The sequence below is a fragment of the Pseudomonas sp. MPR-R2A5 genome, from assembly GCF_058793055.1.
The window spans coordinates 56,347-73,385 of record NZ_JBXAFK010000030.1; the positions used below are offsets into that span (position 1 = coordinate 56,347).

15 protein-coding genes are annotated in these 17,039 nt (G+C 61.9%); 7 read left to right on the forward strand and 8 right to left on the reverse strand.

The annotated features are described in order from the left end of the window. Positions 1-51: 51 nt before the first annotated feature. From AC1Q6I_RS20900 to AC1Q6I_RS20930, 7 genes are all read right to left on the reverse strand, one after another. Entirely contained in the window at positions 52-966 is a 915-nt protein-coding gene (locus AC1Q6I_RS20900; protein ID WP_102624103.1) for a DUF808 domain-containing protein, read from the reverse strand. Between the two features lie 47 nt (positions 967-1,013). Further along, positions 1,014-2,300 (reverse strand): histidine-type phosphatase, encoded by a 1,287-nt coding sequence (locus AC1Q6I_RS20905; RefSeq protein ID WP_102624102.1) that lies wholly within the window; start codon positions 2,298-2,300, stop codon positions 1,014-1,016. Between the two features lie 69 nt (positions 2,301-2,369). Further along, entirely contained in the window at positions 2,370-3,647 is a 1,278-nt protein-coding gene (locus AC1Q6I_RS20910) for a histidine-type phosphatase (RefSeq protein ID WP_102624101.1), read from the reverse strand. Between the two features lie 16 nt (positions 3,648-3,663). Then, positions 3,664-4,383: an oligogalacturonate-specific porin KdgM family protein gene (locus tag AC1Q6I_RS20915; protein ID WP_024074288.1), complete on the reverse strand. Its 720-nt coding sequence runs from the start codon at positions 4,381-4,383 to the stop codon at positions 3,664-3,666. A 105-nt stretch (positions 4,384-4,488) separates the two neighbouring features. Next, entirely contained in the window at positions 4,489-5,859 is a 1,371-nt protein-coding gene (locus AC1Q6I_RS20920; RefSeq protein WP_024074287.1) for an MFS transporter, read from the reverse strand. A gap of 61 nt (positions 5,860-5,920) precedes the next feature. Further along, positions 5,921-6,745 carry an inositol monophosphatase family protein gene (locus AC1Q6I_RS20925; protein ID WP_024074286.1) on the reverse strand — a complete coding sequence of 275 codons (825 nt, stop codon included), beginning with the start codon at positions 6,743-6,745 and terminating at the stop codon, positions 5,921-5,923. A gap of 147 nt (positions 6,746-6,892) precedes the next feature. Continuing rightward, the gene (locus tag AC1Q6I_RS20930) at positions 6,893-7,909 is read right to left on the reverse strand and encodes a LacI family DNA-binding transcriptional regulator (protein ID WP_024074285.1); all 1,017 of its coding nucleotides are present in this window, start codon (positions 7,907-7,909) and stop codon (positions 6,893-6,895) included. A gap of 301 nt (positions 7,910-8,210) precedes the next feature. Between AC1Q6I_RS20930 and AC1Q6I_RS20935 the strand changes: the two genes are divergently transcribed. Further along, positions 8,211-8,816: a TetR/AcrR family transcriptional regulator gene (locus AC1Q6I_RS20935; protein WP_024074284.1), complete on the forward strand. Its 606-nt coding sequence runs from the start codon at positions 8,211-8,213 to the stop codon at positions 8,814-8,816. Between the two features lie 118 nt (positions 8,817-8,934). Here AC1Q6I_RS20935 and AC1Q6I_RS20940 read toward each other — a convergent pair whose 3' ends face one another. Continuing rightward, positions 8,935-9,375 (reverse strand): GlcG/HbpS family heme-binding protein, encoded by a 441-nt coding sequence (locus AC1Q6I_RS20940; RefSeq protein ID WP_024074283.1) that lies wholly within the window; start codon positions 9,373-9,375, stop codon positions 8,935-8,937. Positions 9,376-9,631: 256 nt separating this feature from the next. Here AC1Q6I_RS20940 and gcl point away from each other — a divergent pair, with 256 nt between their 5' ends. From gcl to AC1Q6I_RS20970, 6 genes are all read left to right on the forward strand, one after another. Next, positions 9,632-11,407 (forward strand): glyoxylate carboligase, encoded by a 1,776-nt coding sequence (gcl, locus tag AC1Q6I_RS20945; RefSeq protein ID WP_069075578.1) that lies wholly within the window; start codon positions 9,632-9,634, stop codon positions 11,405-11,407. Between the two features lie 10 nt (positions 11,408-11,417). After that, a complete protein-coding gene (hyi, locus tag AC1Q6I_RS20950) occupies positions 11,418-12,200 on the forward strand; it encodes a hydroxypyruvate isomerase (protein WP_069075577.1) in 783 nt (260 codons plus the stop codon). 161 nt (positions 12,201-12,361) lie between these two features. Further along, positions 12,362-13,252, forward strand: coding sequence for a 2-hydroxy-3-oxopropionate reductase (locus tag AC1Q6I_RS20955; protein WP_102624100.1), 891 nt, complete (start codon positions 12,362-12,364; stop codon positions 13,250-13,252). A 163-nt stretch (positions 13,253-13,415) separates the two neighbouring features. Beyond that, a complete protein-coding gene (locus AC1Q6I_RS20960) occupies positions 13,416-14,696 on the forward strand; it encodes a glycerate kinase type-2 family protein (RefSeq protein ID WP_069075576.1) in 1,281 nt (426 codons plus the stop codon). Continuing rightward, a complete protein-coding gene (pyk, locus tag AC1Q6I_RS20965; RefSeq protein WP_024074278.1) occupies positions 14,686-16,101 on the forward strand; it encodes a pyruvate kinase in 1,416 nt (471 codons plus the stop codon). The genes AC1Q6I_RS20960 and pyk overlap by 11 nt, the downstream gene beginning before the upstream one ends. 50 nt (positions 16,102-16,151) lie before the next feature. Beyond that, positions 16,152-17,027 carry an urea transporter gene (locus AC1Q6I_RS20970; protein ID WP_102624099.1) on the forward strand — a complete coding sequence of 292 codons (876 nt, stop codon included), beginning with the start codon at positions 16,152-16,154 and terminating at the stop codon, positions 17,025-17,027. The last annotated feature ends 12 nt before the right edge of the window (positions 17,028-17,039 follow it).

Below are 17,039 nucleotides of genomic sequence, written 5' to 3' on the forward strand. Positions count from 1 at the left end.
CCGACAAAAAAGGCCATTCGATTGAATGGCCTTTTTTTTTGTGTCGGCGATTTATGCCTTGAGCGCTTTCCAGGTCTTGCCCACCACGCTGACCAGCGCCAATACGAGCGCACCCGCAATAACCCCCGCCACCGCATTCAGTAACGTCGGCATCAACCACGCCAATCCACCGGTGCTCTGGCTCACGCCCTCGATCCAGTGATGCACCACCGGCACGCCATGGGTCAGGATGCCGCCGCCGACCAGGAACATCGCCGCCGTCCCTATCACCGACAAGCTCTTCATCATGTACGGCGCCGCCCGCAGGATCCCGCCGCCGATACTGCGCGCCATCTGGCCGGGCTTCTGGGTGAGCCACAGGCCCAAGTCATCCAGCTTGACGATACCGGCCACCAGTCCGTAGACGCCGATGGTCATGACAATGGCAATGCCCGACAGCACGATCACCTGTTGCATCAAGGGCGCATCGGCCACGGTGCCGAGGGTGATGGCGATGATTTCCGCCGAGAGGATAAAGTCGGTGCGGATCGCCCCTTTGATCTTGTCCTTTTCAAAGGCCACCAGATCGGTTGCCGGGTCGGCCACGGCTTCGACCAATTGCGTGTGTTCGGCCTGGTCTTCAGCTTTGCTGTGCAGGAATTTATGCGCGAGTTTCTCGAAGCCTTCGAAACACAGGTAGGCGCCGCCGAGCATCAACAACGGAGTCACTGCCCAGGGCGCGAAAGCACTGATCAACAGCGCAGTGGGCACCAGGATCAACTTGTTGATAAACGAGCCCTTGGCCACCGCCCACACCACCGGAATTTCCCGTTCGGCGCGCACACCGGAAACTTGCTGGGCGTTGAGCGCCAAGTCATCGCCGAGCACGCCGGCGGTCTTCTTGGCGGCCATCTTGGTCATCAGGGCGACATCGTCGAGGACGGCGGCGATGTCGTCGATCAGTACCAGTAAGCTGCTTCCTGCCATGTTCCGCTCCTCGGAAAAGTTTTGCCGAGGATAGGAGGCTCGGGGGGTTATGGATAGTGGTAAGGCGTCAGCGCGGTGCGATCGATGTTTCGATCCAGCCGTTGCAAGGCACTGGCTAATGGACACAGTACGCCCGCGTTTGTGTCGACACAGCCCTCAGCACCGGCCATATCGGCGTGTAACGGCGGCTGAGACATCGACAACGGCGTCAACTGACGAATCTGCTCCAGGGACTGCGCCTCGAACGCCACCCGCAGGAAATAGCGCCCGCTCGCGACCTGCTTGTAGCGCTCGAATTGCAGGCTGCCCACCGGCGGGATATTGCCCTCCAGGTAGTCCCCCAGGGTCCAGCGAAACCCCAGCAGCGTGCGCAGGTAGGAAATATTGGTGTCATGGGCCACCAGCAGGGTGAAACGCGCGTCGGGCGGCATGCCCAGGGGGTCTGGCGCGGCCTGTGGCGTGCCTTGTTTGAGCGCCAGGGAAATCTGGTTCATCAGTTGCGAACCACCGCGGCTGGCGATGTACAGGCTGTCGTTGATGAAGTCGTACTTGGCCTTGGTCAACGCAGTCAGTTGAGACACCTGCTGCGCACTGCGCCCATGGCCAAAGGCGACTTGATCCAGCGGCAAGCCTTCGCTGTACTCCAGGCGAAAGGTCTCGCCGAGGTTGGCTTGGGTGTTCAACCCCTTGATCGCCAGGCGACCGTCTTCATCCTGGGTCAATTGCCAAGGCTCAGCCGCGTAGGCACACGCGCCGGACGTACCGCAGATCACCTTGCGCAATTGCTGTTCAGCCTCGTGGTAACGGGCTTGAGCACCGGCCACGCTACCGCCCATGCGGGCCAGCACGCTGTCTTCAGCGCGCTGCGGGTCCAGGCGAGCGAAAGGCATTTTGTCGGCCTGGAACAGCGCATCCTTATCGCCCTGCACCACGCTCGGTTGCAACCCGCAGCCAGGAAACAGGCCATCGAGCAACGCCGACGCCGTGGCCTGGGTGCGTTGCAGGGGGCTGGCGCGCACAAACACTTCACCGGGCGCCGGGCAGCCATTGGGCAGCAGGCCGGCGGCGCGCAAGACCTGGCCACGATAGCGGCCCATCTCCACGGCCGCTGCGTAACCGTGGCCGGTCAAATGCCCATCCGGCACCGACCAATTGGGCAACGCGCGACCGGTGACCTTGGCCAGTTTCGCACTGTCGGTGGGCGGGCGTACGCCGTGGCGGCTGACCTGCACCACCTTGTCCAGCACAAAACCGTCGGCGGGTGCGGCCTGGGTCTGGAGTGAAACCAGACCGGCCAGTAACAAGGGGGTCAATCGTACGAAGCAAGCGAACATAACGGTGTCCTGTGTCGGGTCTACGGAGGGCCATTCCCACGCTGGACGAACGGGAATGGCCATGCCGGATCAGGGATAGCGGTAAGCGGTCAGCGCCGTGCGGTCGATGGCGCGACCCGTGCGCTCGACAAACTGCGCCATCGGGCACAGGGTACCAACAGCGGTGTGCTGGCAGCCTGGCTGATCGAAGTCGGCTTGCAACGGTGGATGCTCAGGCCCCAGACGTTGCAGGGCGCGTATCTGATCCATGCCCTGGGTGATAAACCGCGTGCGGATGAAGCGCTCACCGGTCTGGGTGTCGCGGTAGCGCTCGAACGCCAAGGTGCCGGTGGGCGGGATATTGCCCGGCTGATACTCGCCAAGTTGCCAGGTAAACCCGAGCATCGTGCGCAGGTGCGAGATATTGGTGTCGTGGGCCACCAGCATCAACAGGCGCGCCGGCGGCGGGTTGCCCAGCGGATCATTTTTCTCCAAGGGGGTGCCCTGTTCCAGGGCCAGCACAATCTGGTTCATCAACTGCGAGCCGCCACGGCTGGCAATGTGCGGCGTGTCGTTGATGAAGTCGTATTTGGCCCGGTGCAGACGCCCCAGGGCCGAGACTTGCGCAGCATCGCGAGCATGGCCGAAGGCGACATCGGTCAGGGGCATGCCCTCGCTGTACTGCAGGCGAATGGTCTCGGCCATCGACGACGCCTTATCCAACCCCTTGATCTTGAACAGCCCGCCATCCCCTTCTTTCAAGGCCCATGGCGTGTCGAAGAACGGGCACGCCTTGCCCACTTCGCATACCGCGTTTTTCAGGCGCTCCAGGTCCGGGCGCAGGCGCTCCTCGGCGGCTTGCAGGTTACCGCCCAGGGCTTGCAGGATCTGGGCCTTGGCGATGGCCGAGTCGATCTTGGCGAAAGGCATTTCATCTGTCTGGAACAACGGGTCTGGCTTGTTGCGTGCAAGGGCTTTTTCGCCGCAGCCGGGGAACATGCCATCGAGCAGCGCGGCGGCGGTGGAACGCGTGCGCTGCTTGGGACTGGCCACGGCGACCAGGCTCCCAGCTTGCGGACAGCCACTGGCCAACAGGCCGGCATCGCGGTAATACGCCGCTTGCCAGGCGCCCATGTAACTGGCGGCCAGGTAGCCATGGCCGGTCAGTTCGCCATCCTGCACCAGCCATGGGGTCCAGGCACGGCCGGTAGCTTTGACCAGCTTGTCGGTATCGGTGGGTGAGCGCACGCCATGGCGGCTGACCTGCACGGCTTTTTCCAGCACGTAATGGCTGGCTTCGGCAGCCTGGAGGCCGGTGCATAGCATCAGCGCAGCCGCAGCCAGGCCCATACGATTGAATAGGGTCATGCTCAGGTTCCTTTCATCAGAATTCGTAGGAGAAGCCCACGCGGTAGCGGGCCTGGCGCTGGTCAGTGTTCTTGTCGACATACACGTCGGCCACTTCCAGGTATGGGGTCAAGTAGTTGGTGAGTTTGTATTCGAACAGCAGCTTATTGCTGTAATTCTGGCGTGTACCGTCGAAGACAATCTGATTGCTGTATATCTGCTTGCGCCCGACACCGACCGACAACAGGCCAAACTTGTACTTGGCGCCCAACTCCAGCGCATCGTCGTGTTTATCCGCCTTGCCCTCTTCGTCATACCGCGTGAGTTTGTGGTAATACCCCGGGGTAATGGAGAACTTATCAGTGATGGCATAGGACACTTTCAACGACGGCTTATAGGATTTCTTATCCTTGCCGTCGGCATAGGTGAACTTGGGCTTGACCTTCCACTTGGCCCCCAACTTGTGGCTGTACTTGACCTTGGCCTTGAGTTCGTCCTTGGTCAGCCGCGAAAACGCCTTGCCCGGCTGGCCGTCGCTGTCGGGCGCGGTGGCCATCACCGCTTCGAAGGAGAACGCCAGGCCATTGTCCAGGGCCTGGGTCAGCATCACCTTGTCCTTATGCTCACGCTCCACTTCCGAATACTGGTGCTGGTAGTCCAGTTCCAGCGCCTGGGTGGTGCTAGAGGCAATGACCAGACCAATAAACGAATATCGCCTTAATGCTTTCTTATGATGTCCAGCGCTCAATTTCTTCATGTTTTTACCTGTTATTTTTATTGTGGATGACACGACAACTTTGCTGTTTTACGCGCACAGCGGTACGGCTTCCGATGACTCGGAACGGGTGAAACCAAGAGGTGGTCAGTTAGTTAACGGGGTATCGATCAAAAGCTGTTGTTTTCGTTTACGGCGGTGAACTTGCCCGGAAAACAGCGCGGTCATCAATACCGAAATCAGCGAAGCGCCCAGCCAGAACAGCGACAGGGTATGGAAGTCGTACAGCTTGCTGCCGTCCTGGGCCAGGGTGGTGCCGTGTTCGATCAACACCCCGGTGAGAATCTCGCCCGCCGCTGCCCCGGCGTAGCTGGCAATGCCGATCATGCCCAGCGCTGCACCGGCTGCGCTTTTGGCGGCAATGTCCACGGCCATCAAGCCGCCGAGAAAACACAGCAACGCGCCCATGGAAAGGCCGAACAACATCATGGCCAGCGCATCCAGCCAGTAGTGGCCCCCAGGCAGGAACAGAAACATCCCCAGCGACGCACTGTTCATCAAGCCGAACAGGATCGCCAGGCCATGACGCCGGCCATCGAAGAAGCGATCGGACACCAGCCCACTGAGGCCCGTGCCGACAATGCCGAATACACCGGTGATGGAGATCAGCGCCGAAGCCGACAATGTGTTGTAGCCCTTGGCGTTTTCAAGGAAGAACACGCCCCAGGAAATCACCGCATAGCGGCCGATATACATCAGGCAGGAGGCCAGGGCCAGCAGCCACAGCGCCGGATTTTTCAGGAGTGCCAATTGCGCGCCCCACTTGCCGACGGTCTTCAACAGCACTTCTTCGCGGCCACCGTCCACTTCTGCAAAGCCTGCGCTCTGCGGCGAGTCGGCCATGAACAGGTAGATCAGCAACATACCGAGCACGCCCATGGCAGTCGCCAGGAAATAGCCGTACTGCCAGCCCCAGGTGACGATCACGGCGGCGACTGCGATGTAGGTCAACGCCTCGCCCAGGCTGTGGGCAATCGACCAGAAGCCATAGAACGTGCCGCGCTCCTTGTCGGCGTACCAGCGCGACAACGACACCACGCACGGCCCCACGCCCATGGACTGGGCCCAACCGTTCAGACCCCAGGCCAGGGTGAGAATGATCGCGTTGGTGGTCAGGCCCATGCAGGCGTTGACCACCGCGCTGATCAACAACCCGAGCATCATGAAGCGCCGCACATTGGCATGGTCGGCCAGGAAGCCGTTGACCAGCTTACCCACGGCATAGGTGAAGAACAGCGCGGAACCGATCATGCCCAGTTGCGTTGGGCTGAGCAGGTTCTGCCCCACCAGCGCCGGCTTGGCCACATTGAAGGACAGCCGGCACACGTAGAACAGCGCATAGCTCAGGGACATGGATAAAAAGGTCAGCCAACGCACCCGGCGAAAACGTCGCCCATCGGGGTCGGCCACCAGAGGTCGCGCAGGCGCGGCATGGAACAAGGACAGCAGGGAATTCATGGCGGACAGTCTCCTATTGTTATTATTCGCTGTACGTTCAAACGCAGATCGTAAAAAGGGCTCAAGCCTCCAGTGACGGGCCGATCAACTCGGCCAGTTGCGGGTACACCTGGGCGCTGGCCACCAGCAACGGGTTGCCGCCGAGCAGACCATCACCGCGCAGGAAATCGCTGCAACGGCCACCGGCTTCACTGACCAGCACCAACCCCGCCGCACAATCCCAACTGTTGATATGGGTTTCGTAGTAGCCCACCAGGCGCCCAGCCGCGACGTAGGCGATCATCAGCGCGCCGGAACCATTGCGAATAAACATGCCGCCGCCCTCCAGCAAGCCAGTGAGAAACGGGATGAAGTGCTCCTTGCCACGCCGGTGGGAGGTGCCGACGCCGGTCACACCGTATCGAATATCGGCGGCCGGGCTGACCCGGATCGGCGTGTCATTCACATAGGCGCCCAGGCCGCGGCAGGCGTGGAACAGCTCGTTGTGGTTGGCGTCGGCCACGGCACCGAGCCAGGGTTGACCGTCCACCAGCAGGCCGATGGACACGCACCAGGTGTGCAGGCCATTGACGAAGCAACTGGTACCGTCAATGGGGTCGACCACCCACACACAACGCGCTTGCAAGCCGGCCGCGCCGCCCTCCTCGCCCACGAAGCCATCCTCGGGAAACTGCTCGGCCAGGCGCGCCTTGATAAACACCTCCAACTCGCGGTCGGCGATGCTGACCACGTCCTGGGGGACAGCCCCTTTATGTTCAACATGCAATTGCTCGCGCTGCTGGTAATACGTCATGCCACGCCGCGCGGCTTCCATCGCGACCTGACGCACCAGCGCGTAACGCGCGGCCAGATGATCGAGGCGCGGTAATGTCTCTGCTTGTGTCATAAGCCTTACCTTCAGCGTCGATTGCACACGTGTGCAATCGTTCGGGAAAAAAAAGTGAAGGCACGCCTTTTTGGGGAGGCCGGCCATTCACCGATTACTGCCCATACAACACGAAATAAATTTTCTCTTCAAGCTATTATTGAAATTTTATTTCTGAATTTTCGTCGTGCCGCGTTCGATCAAGGTCACAGGCACCGGCTCGAATTCAGCGACCCGCATGAAGTTCTCCCCCCGCGCGACGATAGCACCGACGGCGCGTTGCGCCAGTTGCACACTGTCCTGGCGCACGGTGGTCAGGTCGTAGGCCAATTGCGCAGCCTGGGCGATATCGTCAAAGCCGATCACCTGCACCTGTTGCGGCACCTGGAGGTGCAACGTAAAGCGCAATGCGTCCATCACCCCGAGTGCCAGCATATCGGTTGCACAGAAGATCGCGTCCGGTCCCTCCCCCTGGCTGAACAACGCCAGCAACGCCTGCATGCCGCCCTGATAACCCGGGGTTTCATTAAACACCGTCTGCGCCTCGACCCCCACCTCGGCCAGGCGCTGGGAAAACCCCAGCCAGCGCTCGCGGCTGCTGAAGTTATGCGCGCCCTGGCCCACAAACGCCAGGCGCCGCGCGCCGCCCTTGAGCAAGGCATCGGCAGCCATACGCCCACCGGCGCGGTTATCACTGCCCACCACTTCAGCCCCGGCCAGTTCATGGCCACGGTTGATCATCGCCACCGGAATCTGCCGATCCAGGTAATGCTGGACCACCGACAACGGCGGCGAGGCCGAGGTCAGGATCACCCCGGCAATCTGGTAGCTGAGCAACGCATGCAACGACTGCTCAAGCTGCGCCGGGTCATCGGCATTCATCAACAAGGGCATCAAGCCACGACGGCTCAGGCTATGGGCGATGGGGCTCAAGAGGCTGGCGCGAAACGCACTGTCGAAACCGGCAGTGACCACACCGACAAAGTTGCTGCTGCCCTTGTTCATGGTGCGGGCAATCATATTGACCTGATAACCCAGGGCCTTGGCCGAGGCCAGCACCTTTTCGCGGGTGGCGGGGGCCACGCTGGCACCCGGGGTGAACGTGCGCGACACCGCCGAGCGCGAAACACCGGCATGCCGGGCCACATCCAGGGACGTAATCACGTTTTTTTCAGAGGTGTCCATCGGCAATCGACCACTGCAAAAGAGCCGATACGGTAATGGCAAACGCAGCCCAGGGAAAGCGCGGCAATGGCGCATTCTTGAGGCTCGCGCGAAGCCGGTGCTACCATGCCCGACCGCCTGTCCTGGCAAGGAAACATCCCGTGCTCAGTTTCATAGATACGTTTCTCTTTTGGCGAGTGGCTGTTGTCGTCAGGCAAGGAGCCGCGACGACTCATAGCTCGCTAGGGGGAGGAGCGGCGACGCAGAATGGCGGCAACAGACGCCGTCAAAAAAAAACAGTATCTGTGAGACTGAGCACTTTATGAGCACCATTCGCGAGCGCAACAAAGAAAAGATCCTGCGGGCGGCCAGCGAGGAGTTTGCCGACAAGGGCTTCGCCGCGACCAAGACCAGCGACATCGCCGCCAAGGCCGGGTTGCCCAAGCCCAACGTCTATTACTACTTCAAGTCCAAGGACAACCTCTACCGCGAGGTGCTCGAGAGCATTATCGAGCCGATCCTGGCGGCTTCCACGCCGTTCAACCCCGAGGGTGAGCCTTCGGTGGTGCTCAGCAACTACATCCGCTCGAAAATCCGTATCTCCCGCGACCTGCCGTTCGCCTCCAAGGTGTTCGCCAGCGAAATCATGCATGGCGCCCCGCACCTGAGCACCGAGCAGGTTGAACAGCTCAACGCCCAGGCCAAGCACAATATCGACTGCATCCAGAGCTGGGTGGATCGCGGGTTGATTGCACCGATCGATCCAAATCACCTGATGTTCAGCATCTGGGCGGCGACGCAGACATATGCGGATTTTGACTGGCAGATCTCGGCGGTGACCGGCAAAGCCAAGCTGGATGAGGCCGATTATGAAGCCGCGGCGCAGACGATTATTCGGTTGGTGCTCAAGGGGTGTGAGCCGGACTGATACACCGGGGGGCCTGGGCCAATCGGGGGCAAGCCCCCTCCCACAATTTTGACCATGTTCGCAGTTCAAAATGTGGGAGGGGCTTGCCCCCGATGAGGCCCTGACAGTCACCCAATCCTCAAGCTGACACCCCCGCATCCGCCATCAACCCCACCCCCTCGATCGCCGTGATCGCACACTGCTCGTCAATATCCGACGTATCCCCACTGATCCCGATCGCCCCCAACACCAACCCCGCCTGATCGCGAATCAACACCCCGCCCGGTGCCGGCACCACGCTGCCCTGCCCCAGGCTGTTCAACGCCGCGATAAACGCCGGGCGCTGCTGCGCATCCAGCGCCAGCAGGCGTGAGCCTTTGCCCAAGGCGATCGCCCCCCAGGCCTTGCCGATGGCGATTTGCGGGCGCAGCAGGCTGGCACCGTCTTCCCGTTGCAGGGTGATCAAGTGACCGCCGCTGTCCAGTACCGCGATGGTCAGCGGCGCGGCTGAAATCGTACGGCCAGCGGTAAGGGCCTGGCTGGCCAGTTGGGTGGCAATTTTCAAGGTTAAAGCGCTCATGGTGCCGTCCTTATCTTGTTATGGGTAACGCCGTGGAGGTCTGTTTGATCAGATGCTCGATCAAACAAATAGAACACAATTATTTTATTTATTGTATACAATATTTCTTAACAAACCCTCCATCCGTCGAAAAACTGCCTTCCGACGAACGCAAAGGACCGCACATAAAATGCATTGACCTATGTCGCTCGCCGTGAATACACTTTGGACAAACACCACTTGTATACAATTACAAAACGCAAGAGGCACCAAAACAATGAGCAAAATGAGAGCAATCGAAGCCGCCGTTTTAGTGATGCGCCGTGAAGGCGTGGACACCGCCTTCGGTATCCCAGGCGCCGCGATCAACCCACTGTATTCGGCCTTGCAGAAAGTGGGTGGCATCGATCACGTCCTTGCTCGCCACGTTGAAGGCGCCTCGCACATGGCCGAGGGCTACACCCGCACCAAGGCCGGCAATATCGGCGTGTGCATCGGCACTTCGGGCCCGGCGGGCACCGATATGGTCACCGGCCTCTACAGCGCCTCGGCCGACTCGATCCCGATCCTGTGCATCACCGGCCAGGCGCCGCGGGCACGCATGCACAAGGAAGACTTCCAGGCCGTGGACATCACCAGCATCGTCAAGCCGGTGACCAAATGGGCAACCACCGTCCTGGAACCCGGCCAGGTGCCCTACGCGTTCCAGAAAGCCTTCTACGAAATGCGCTCCGGCCGCCCCGGTCCGGTGCTGATCGACCTGCCGTTCGACGTGCAGATGGCCGAGATCGAATTCGATATCGACGCCTACCAGCCACTGCCCCTGGCCAAACCCCTGGCCACACGCATCCAGGTGGAGAAAGCCCTGGCACTGCTGGACCAGGCCGAACGCCCGCTGCTGGTAAGCGGTGGCGGCGTGATCAACGCCGACGCCAGCGAGCTGCTGGTGGAGTTCGCCGAGCTGACCGGCATTCCAGTGATCCCGACCCTGATGGGCTGGGGCACCATCCCGGACGATCACCCGCTGATGGTGGGCATGGTCGGCCTGCAAACCTCCCACCGTTACGGCAACGCCACGCTGCTCAAGTCAGATGTGGTGCTGGGCATCGGCAACCGCTGGGCCAACCGCCACACGGGCTCGGTGGAGGTGTACACCCAGGGGCGTAAATTCATTCACGTCGACATTGAGCCGACGCAGATCGGCCGCGTCTTCACCCCCGACCTGGGTATTGTTTCCGACGCGGGCGCCGCCCTGACGATGTTTATCGAAGTGGCCCGCGAGTGGAAAGCCGCAGGCTTACTCAAGGACCGCAGCGCCTGGCTGCATGATTGCCAGCAGCGCAAAGCCACCCTGCACCGCAAGACCCACTTCGACAACGTGCCGGTCAAGCCGCAACGGGTGTACGAAGAGATGAACCAGGTGTTCGGCAAAGACACCTGCTACGTCAGCACCATCGGCCTGTCGCAGATTGCCGGCGCGCAATTCCTGCACGTCTACAAGCCACGCCATTGGATCAACTGCGGCCAGGCTGGCCCATTGGGCTGGACCATCCCGGCAGCGCTGGGCGTGGTCAAGGCCGACCCGAGCCGCAAAGTGGTGGCGCTGTCCGGCGACTATGACTTCCAGTTCATGATCGAAGAGCTGGCCGTGGGTGCGCAGTTCAAGCTGCCGTACATCCACGTGGTGGTGAACAATTCCTACCTGGGGCTGATCCGCCAGGCCCAGCGTGGCTTTGAAATGGACTACTGCGTGCAGCTGTCCTTCGACAACCTCAACGCCCCGGAACTCAACGGCTATGGCGTGGACCACGTCGCGGTTGCCGAAGGCCTGGGGTGCAAGGCCCTGCGCGTGTTCGAGCCGAGCCAGATTGCGCCGGCGTTGCGCAAGGCCGAGACGATGATCGAAGAATTCAAGGTCCCGGTGATCGTTGAGATTATTCTGGAGCGCGTGACCAATATTTCCATGGGCACCGAGATCAACGCCGTCAATGAATTCGAAGACCTGGCCCTGGTCGGCAATGATGCGCCGACCGCCATTTCCCTGCTCGATTAAGGAGAACCCTATGCCGCGCTTCGCCGCCAACCTGTCCATGCTGTTTACCGAACAGGACTTTCTTGCTCGCTTCAAAGCCGCTGCCGAGGCAGGCTTCAGTGGGGTGGAATACCTGTTCCCCTACGAGTTCAGCTCAGCCGACATCAAGGCACAGTTGGATGCCCATGGCCTGACCCAAGTGCTGTTCAACCTGCCGGCCGGTGACTGGGCCAAGGGCGAACGCGGCCTGGCCTGCCACCCGGATCGGGTCGAGGAATTCCGCGCGGGGGTCAACTTGGCCATCGCCTATGCCCAGGTGCTGGGTAATACGCAGGTCAACTGCCTGGCGGGTATCCGGCCCCAGGGCGTTGATGATGCAACCCTGGAAAAAACCTTTGTCGCCAACCTCAAGTACGCCGCCGACAAACTGCAAGCAGTGGGCATCAAGCTGGTGATGGAGGCGATCAATACCCGTGATATTCCAGGCTTCTACCTGAATAACACCGCCCAGGCCCTGTCGATCCGCGAGCAGGTGGGCAGCGCCAACCTGTTCCTGCAATACGACATCTATCACATGCAAATCATGGAAGGTGATCTGGCCCGCACCATGGCCGCGCACCTGAGTGAGATCAACCATATCCAGCTGGCGGATAACCCGGGGCGTAATGAGCCGGGGACTGGGGAGATCAACTATCGCTTCCTGTTCGAACATCTGGATCGGATTGGGTACCAGGGTTGGGTGGGCTGTGAGTACAAGCCGTTGACCACCACCGAAGCGGGTTTGGGTTGGCTCAAAACCCATAACGCCATCTGACAGGCACCACCCAAAACCAAAATGTGGGCGGGGGCTTGCCCCCGATGGCGGCGAGTCAGTCAACACCATTTCGTCTAACACACCGCTATCGGGAGCAAGCCCCCTCCCACCTTGAATCTGCGGTGTCTGGCGGACCGCGCTAATAAAAAGAGGATTTCATCATGGCTAAAATCGGATTTATCGGCACCGGCATCATGGGCCAACCTATGGCTGCCAACCTGCAAAAAGCCGGTCACCAACTGTTCCTGTCCGAGCATCACGGCAAGGCGCCAGAAGCACTGATCGCAGCCGGTGCCGTGGCCCTGGCCAACCCGCAGCAAGTTGCCCAGGAAGCCGAGTTCATCATCGTCATGGTGCCCGACACTCCGCAGGTCGATGACGTGCTGTTCCGCGCCGACGGCGTGGCTGCCGGGTTGTCGTCGAACAAGGTGGTGATCGACATGAGCTCGATCTCGCCCACTGCGACCAAAGCGTTCGCCGCCAAGATCAACGAGACCGGCGCACAGTACCTGGATGCCCCGGTGTCCGGCGGTGAAGTCGGCGCCAAGGCCGGCACCTTGAGCATCATGGTCGGCGGCGAACCGCAGACCTTTGAGCGTGCCCTGCCGCTGTTCCAGGCCATGGGCAAGAACATCACCCTGGTCGGTGGCAATGGCGATGGCCAGACCGCCAAGGTGGCCAACCAGATCATCGTCGCGCTGAATATCCAGGCGGTGGCCGAAGCGCTGCTGTTCGCGGCCAAAAACGGCGCCGACCCGGCCAAGGTACGTGAAGCGCTGATGGGTGGCTTTGCCTCGTCGAAGATCCTCGAAGTGCACGGCGAACGCATGATCAAGGGCACCTTCGATCCGGGCTTTCGCATCAACCTGCATCAGAAGGACCTGAACCTGGCGCTGGCCGGGGCCAAGGAACTGGGGATCAACCTGCCGAACACCGCCGGCACCCAACAGGTATTCAGCACCTGCACGGCGATTGGCGGCGGTAACTGGGATCATTCGGCGTTGATCAAGGGGTTGGAGCATATGGCGAATTTCTCGATTCGCGATAAATAACCCCTCTACACAGTCCCCTGTAGGAGCGAGCGCGCTCGCGAAAAACCCGAGAGCGCCACTGGGTATCAGGTTACCCGCGTTATCGTTAACGACCTTCGCGAGCAAGCTCGCTCCTACAGGTTGCACCACCTTTCCAATAATAAAAATTCCCCGGAGCCCGCTTATGTCGGTCGATCCGCAACACCTGCTTCGCGAGCTGTTTGCCACAGCCATCGACGCTGCCCACCCCCGGCAAGTCCTTGAACCCTACCTGCCCGCCGACCGCAGCGGTCGGGTGATCGTGATCGGCGCCGGCAAAGCCGCGGCCGCCATGGCGCTGGTGGTGGAAAATTGCTGGCAAGGTGAAGTCAGCGGCCTGGTGGTCACCCGCTATGGCCACGGCGCGCCGTGCCAGAAAATCGAAGTGGTCGAAGCCGCGCATCCGGTCCCGGATGCGGCCGGACTGGCCGTGGCCAAGCGAGTGCTCGAACTGATCAGCCACCTTGGCGAAGACGACCGCGTGATCTTCCTGCTCTCTGGCGGCGGCTCTGCCCTGCTGGCCCTGCCCGCCGAAGGCATCAGCCTGGCCGACAAACAGGCCGTCAACAAGGCCCTGCTCAAGTCCGGCGCGACCATCGGCGAGATGAACTGCGTACGCAAGCATCTCTCGGCGATCAAGGGCGGACGGCTGGCCAAGGCGGCCTGGCCGGCGACGGTCTATACCTATGCAATTTCCGATGTGCCGGGTGACCAGGCCACGGTCATCGCTTCCGGCCCGACCGTCGGCGACCCAAGTACGTCACAACAGGCCCTGGCGATCCTCAACCGCTACGGCATCGACACCCCGGCATCCGTGCGCAGCTGGCTGCAGAACCCGGCGTCAGAAACCATCAAGCCCGGCGACCCGATACTGACCCGCAGCCACTTCCAACTGATCGCCCGCCCCCAGCAATCCCTGGAAGCCGTCGCGGTTAAAGTGCGCCAGGCCGGTTTCAGCCCGCTGATCCTCGGCGACCTCGAAGGCGAAGCGCGGGAGGTGGCCAAGGTGCACGCCGGTATCGCGCGGCAGATCGTGCAGCACGGCCAACCGCTGGCGGCGCCGTGCGTGATCCTCTCGGGGGGCGAAACCACCGTCACCGTACGTGGCGATGGCCGTGGCGGGCGCAATGCGGAATTCCTGCTGAGCCTCACCGATAGCCTCAAGGGCTTGCCCGGCGTGTACGCCCTGGCCGGCGACACTGACGGCATCGACGGCTCGGAAGACAACGCCGGCGCCATCATGACCCCGTGCAGTTACGCGCGTGCCGAAGCGCTGGGCCTTTCAGCCAGCGATGAGTTGGATGACAACAACGGCTACGGCTACTTCGCCGCCCTCGACGGCTTGATCATCACCGAACCGACCCGCACCAACGTCAACGATTTTCGCGCCATTCTGATTCTTGAGACTGCCCAACATGACGCCTGACAAGAAAGTCAAAATCCTCGCCACCCTGGGCCCGGCCACCGACGGTATCGATCACATCCGCGAACTGGTGGAAGCCGGGGTGAATATCTTCCGCCTCAACTTCAGCCACGGCGAGCATGCCGATCACGCCCAGCGCTACCAATGGATTCGCCAGGTGGAGCGCCAGCTCAATTACCCGTTGGGCATCCTCATGGACCTGCAAGGGCCGAAGCTGCGGGTCGGGCGTTTTGCCGAGGGCAAAGTGCAACTGGTGCGTGGCCAGGCGTTGCGCCTGGACCTGGACCCGACGCCGGGCGACCAGTGCCGGGTCAACCTGCCCCACCCGGAAATCATCAAGGCCCTGGAACCGGGCATGGACCTGCTGCTGGACGACGGCAAACTGCGCCTGCGGGTGATCACCAGGCACACCGATGCCATCGACACTACCGTACTCAATGGCGGCGAACTGTCTGACCGCAAAGGCGTGAACGTCCCACAGGCGCTGCTGGAACTCAGCCCGCTGACCGCCAAGGATCGTCGTGACCTGAGTTTCGGCCTGGAGCTGGGCGTTGACTGGGTGGCACTGTCATTCGTACAGCGCCCGGAAGACATCCGCGAAGCCCGCGAGCTGATTGGCGACAAAGCCTTCCTGATGGCCAAGATCGAGAAGCCTTCGGCCGTGCAGCGCCTGCACGAAATTGCCGAACTGAGCGATGCGATCATGGTGGCCAGAGGCGACCTGGGCGTGGAGGTACCGGCCGAAAGCGTGCCGCAAATCCAGAAGGACATCATCAGCACCTGCCGCCAGTTGGGCAAACCGGTGGTGGTGGCCACGCAGATGCTTGAATCCATGCGCTTCTCCCCGGCGCCGACCCGCGCCGAAGTCACCGATGTTGCCAATGCGGTAGCCGAAGGCGCAGATGCGGTGATGCTGTCGGCGGAGACGGCGTCGGGCGAGTACCCACTGGAAGCCGTGCAGATGATGAGCAAGATCATCCGCCAGGTGGAAAACGGCCCGGACTACCAGGCCCAACTCGACGTCAGCCGGCCCAAGGCGGATGCCACGGTGTCGGATGCCATCAGCTGCGCGATCCGGCGCATCAGCAGCATCCTGCCGGTGGCGGTGCTGGTGAACTACAGCGAGTCGGGCAGCTCCAGCTTGCGCGCGGCGCGGGAACGGCCGGTGGCGCCGATCCTCAACCTCACGCCGAACCTCTCGACCGCGCGACGTTTGAGCGTGGCGTGGGGCGTGCACTCGGTGGTCAATGACCGGCTGCGCCAGGTGGATGAAGTGTGCTCGACGGCGCTGGAGATCGCCCAGGCCCAGGGCATGGCGCAACGCGGGGATACCTTGGTGATTACCGCCGGGGTGCCATTTGGGCAGCCGGGGTCGACCAACTCGCTGCGCATCGAGACGCTGATCTAGCGCCTGTCAGGGCCCCATCGGGGGCAACTCGGTCCCACTGAATACCCACCATGCCCAACCCAACCTGCCCCGACTGGGCCGAAGCCCTGCTCAACGGCTTCAGCCAGATTGTCCTGCAACGCCATCCGCTGTGCGGCCTGCTGTGCCTGCTGGCGATCCTGGTCGGCGCCCCGGCTTTGCTCGGTGGCGCGCTGCTGGGTGGCGTGGCGGGCTTGCTCACGGCCCAGCGTCGCGGTTATCCCAAGGCTGAGCGCCAGGCCGGGCTTTATAGCTACAACGGCGTGTTAGTGGGCGTGTTGATCAGTCAGCAGTTCGCCTGGACGGCCGTGCTGCCACCGTTGATCCTGGCGTGCGGCGGCTTGAGTGCGATCCTGATGCGGCAATGGTTGAAACGCGCCAGCCAGCCCGATGACTTGCCGGCCTATACCGCGCCTTTTGTCGGCCTGGGTTGGTTGCTGCTGGGAACAGTCCCCGCGAGCACGCTTACCCCGGCCCAACCCGACATCGTTTCCCTCAGCGCCGCGCCGTTGACCGGGCTCGCGCAAATCATGCTGTTGGATCAGCCCCAGGCCGGCGCCCTGATTGCCCTCGGCCTGTGGCTGGCGAATCGACGCTCCGCGATATGGGCCTTGACCGGCACCAGTGCCGGCGTGCTGCTTGCGCTGTGGCTGAAGGAGCCCACCAGCGCCCTGCTCGGCCTGCACAGCTACAACCCCGCGCTGGCGGCGTTGGCGCTCAGCCAGGTACGTTGCCAAGCGTGGCTGCCGCTGCTTGGCATCCTGCTGGCCATCATCCTCACGCCCGGCTTTGCCGCCCTGCACCTGCCAGCGCTGACCGCGCCGTTCATCCTCGCCTGCTGGCTGGTGCGCGCCAGCCTTCGCGTGCTTCGGAAACCGCGCATGGACAGCCCCTTTGAATCCCCCTAGGCTTGCTCGATA

Excerpts from the sequence above, each read along its gene's own strand:
- hyi (WP_069075577.1), top strand. The coding sequence starts at position 11,418 with ATGCCGCGCTTCGCCGCCAACCTGTCCATGCTGTTTACCGAACAGGAC.
- AC1Q6I_RS20920 (WP_024074287.1), bottom strand. The coding sequence starts at position 5,859 with ATGAATTCCCTGCTGTCCTTGTTCCATGCCGCGCCTGCGCGACCTCTG.
- pyk (WP_024074278.1), top strand. The coding sequence starts at position 14,686 with ATGACGCCTGACAAGAAAGTCAAAATCCTCGCCACCCTGGGCCCGGCC.
- AC1Q6I_RS20935 (WP_024074284.1), top strand. The coding sequence starts at position 8,211 with ATGAGCACCATTCGCGAGCGCAACAAAGAAAAGATCCTGCGGGCGGCC.
- AC1Q6I_RS20910 (WP_102624101.1), bottom strand. The coding sequence starts at position 3,647 with ATGACCCTATTCAATCGTATGGGCCTGGCTGCGGCTGCGCTGATGCTA.
- AC1Q6I_RS20960 (WP_069075576.1), top strand. The coding sequence starts at position 13,416 with ATGTCGGTCGATCCGCAACACCTGCTTCGCGAGCTGTTTGCCACAGCC.
- gcl (WP_069075578.1), top strand. The coding sequence starts at position 9,632 with ATGAGCAAAATGAGAGCAATCGAAGCCGCCGTTTTAGTGATGCGCCGT.
- AC1Q6I_RS20925 (WP_024074286.1), bottom strand. The coding sequence starts at position 6,745 with ATGACACAAGCAGAGACATTACCGCGCCTCGATCATCTGGCCGCGCGT.
- AC1Q6I_RS20955 (WP_102624100.1), top strand. The coding sequence starts at position 12,362 with ATGGCTAAAATCGGATTTATCGGCACCGGCATCATGGGCCAACCTATG.
- AC1Q6I_RS20930 (WP_024074285.1), bottom strand. The coding sequence starts at position 7,909 with ATGGACACCTCTGAAAAAAACGTGATTACGTCCCTGGATGTGGCCCGG.
- AC1Q6I_RS20940 (WP_024074283.1), bottom strand. The coding sequence starts at position 9,375 with ATGAGCGCTTTAACCTTGAAAATTGCCACCCAACTGGCCAGCCAGGCC.
- AC1Q6I_RS20900 (WP_102624103.1), bottom strand. The coding sequence starts at position 966 with ATGGCAGGAAGCAGCTTACTGGTACTGATCGACGACATCGCCGCCGTC.
- AC1Q6I_RS20970 (WP_102624099.1), top strand. The coding sequence starts at position 16,152 with ATGCCCAACCCAACCTGCCCCGACTGGGCCGAAGCCCTGCTCAACGGC.
- AC1Q6I_RS20915 (WP_024074288.1), bottom strand. The coding sequence starts at position 4,383 with ATGAAGAAATTGAGCGCTGGACATCATAAGAAAGCATTAAGGCGATAT.
- AC1Q6I_RS20905 (WP_102624102.1), bottom strand. The coding sequence starts at position 2,300 with ATGTTCGCTTGCTTCGTACGATTGACCCCCTTGTTACTGGCCGGTCTG.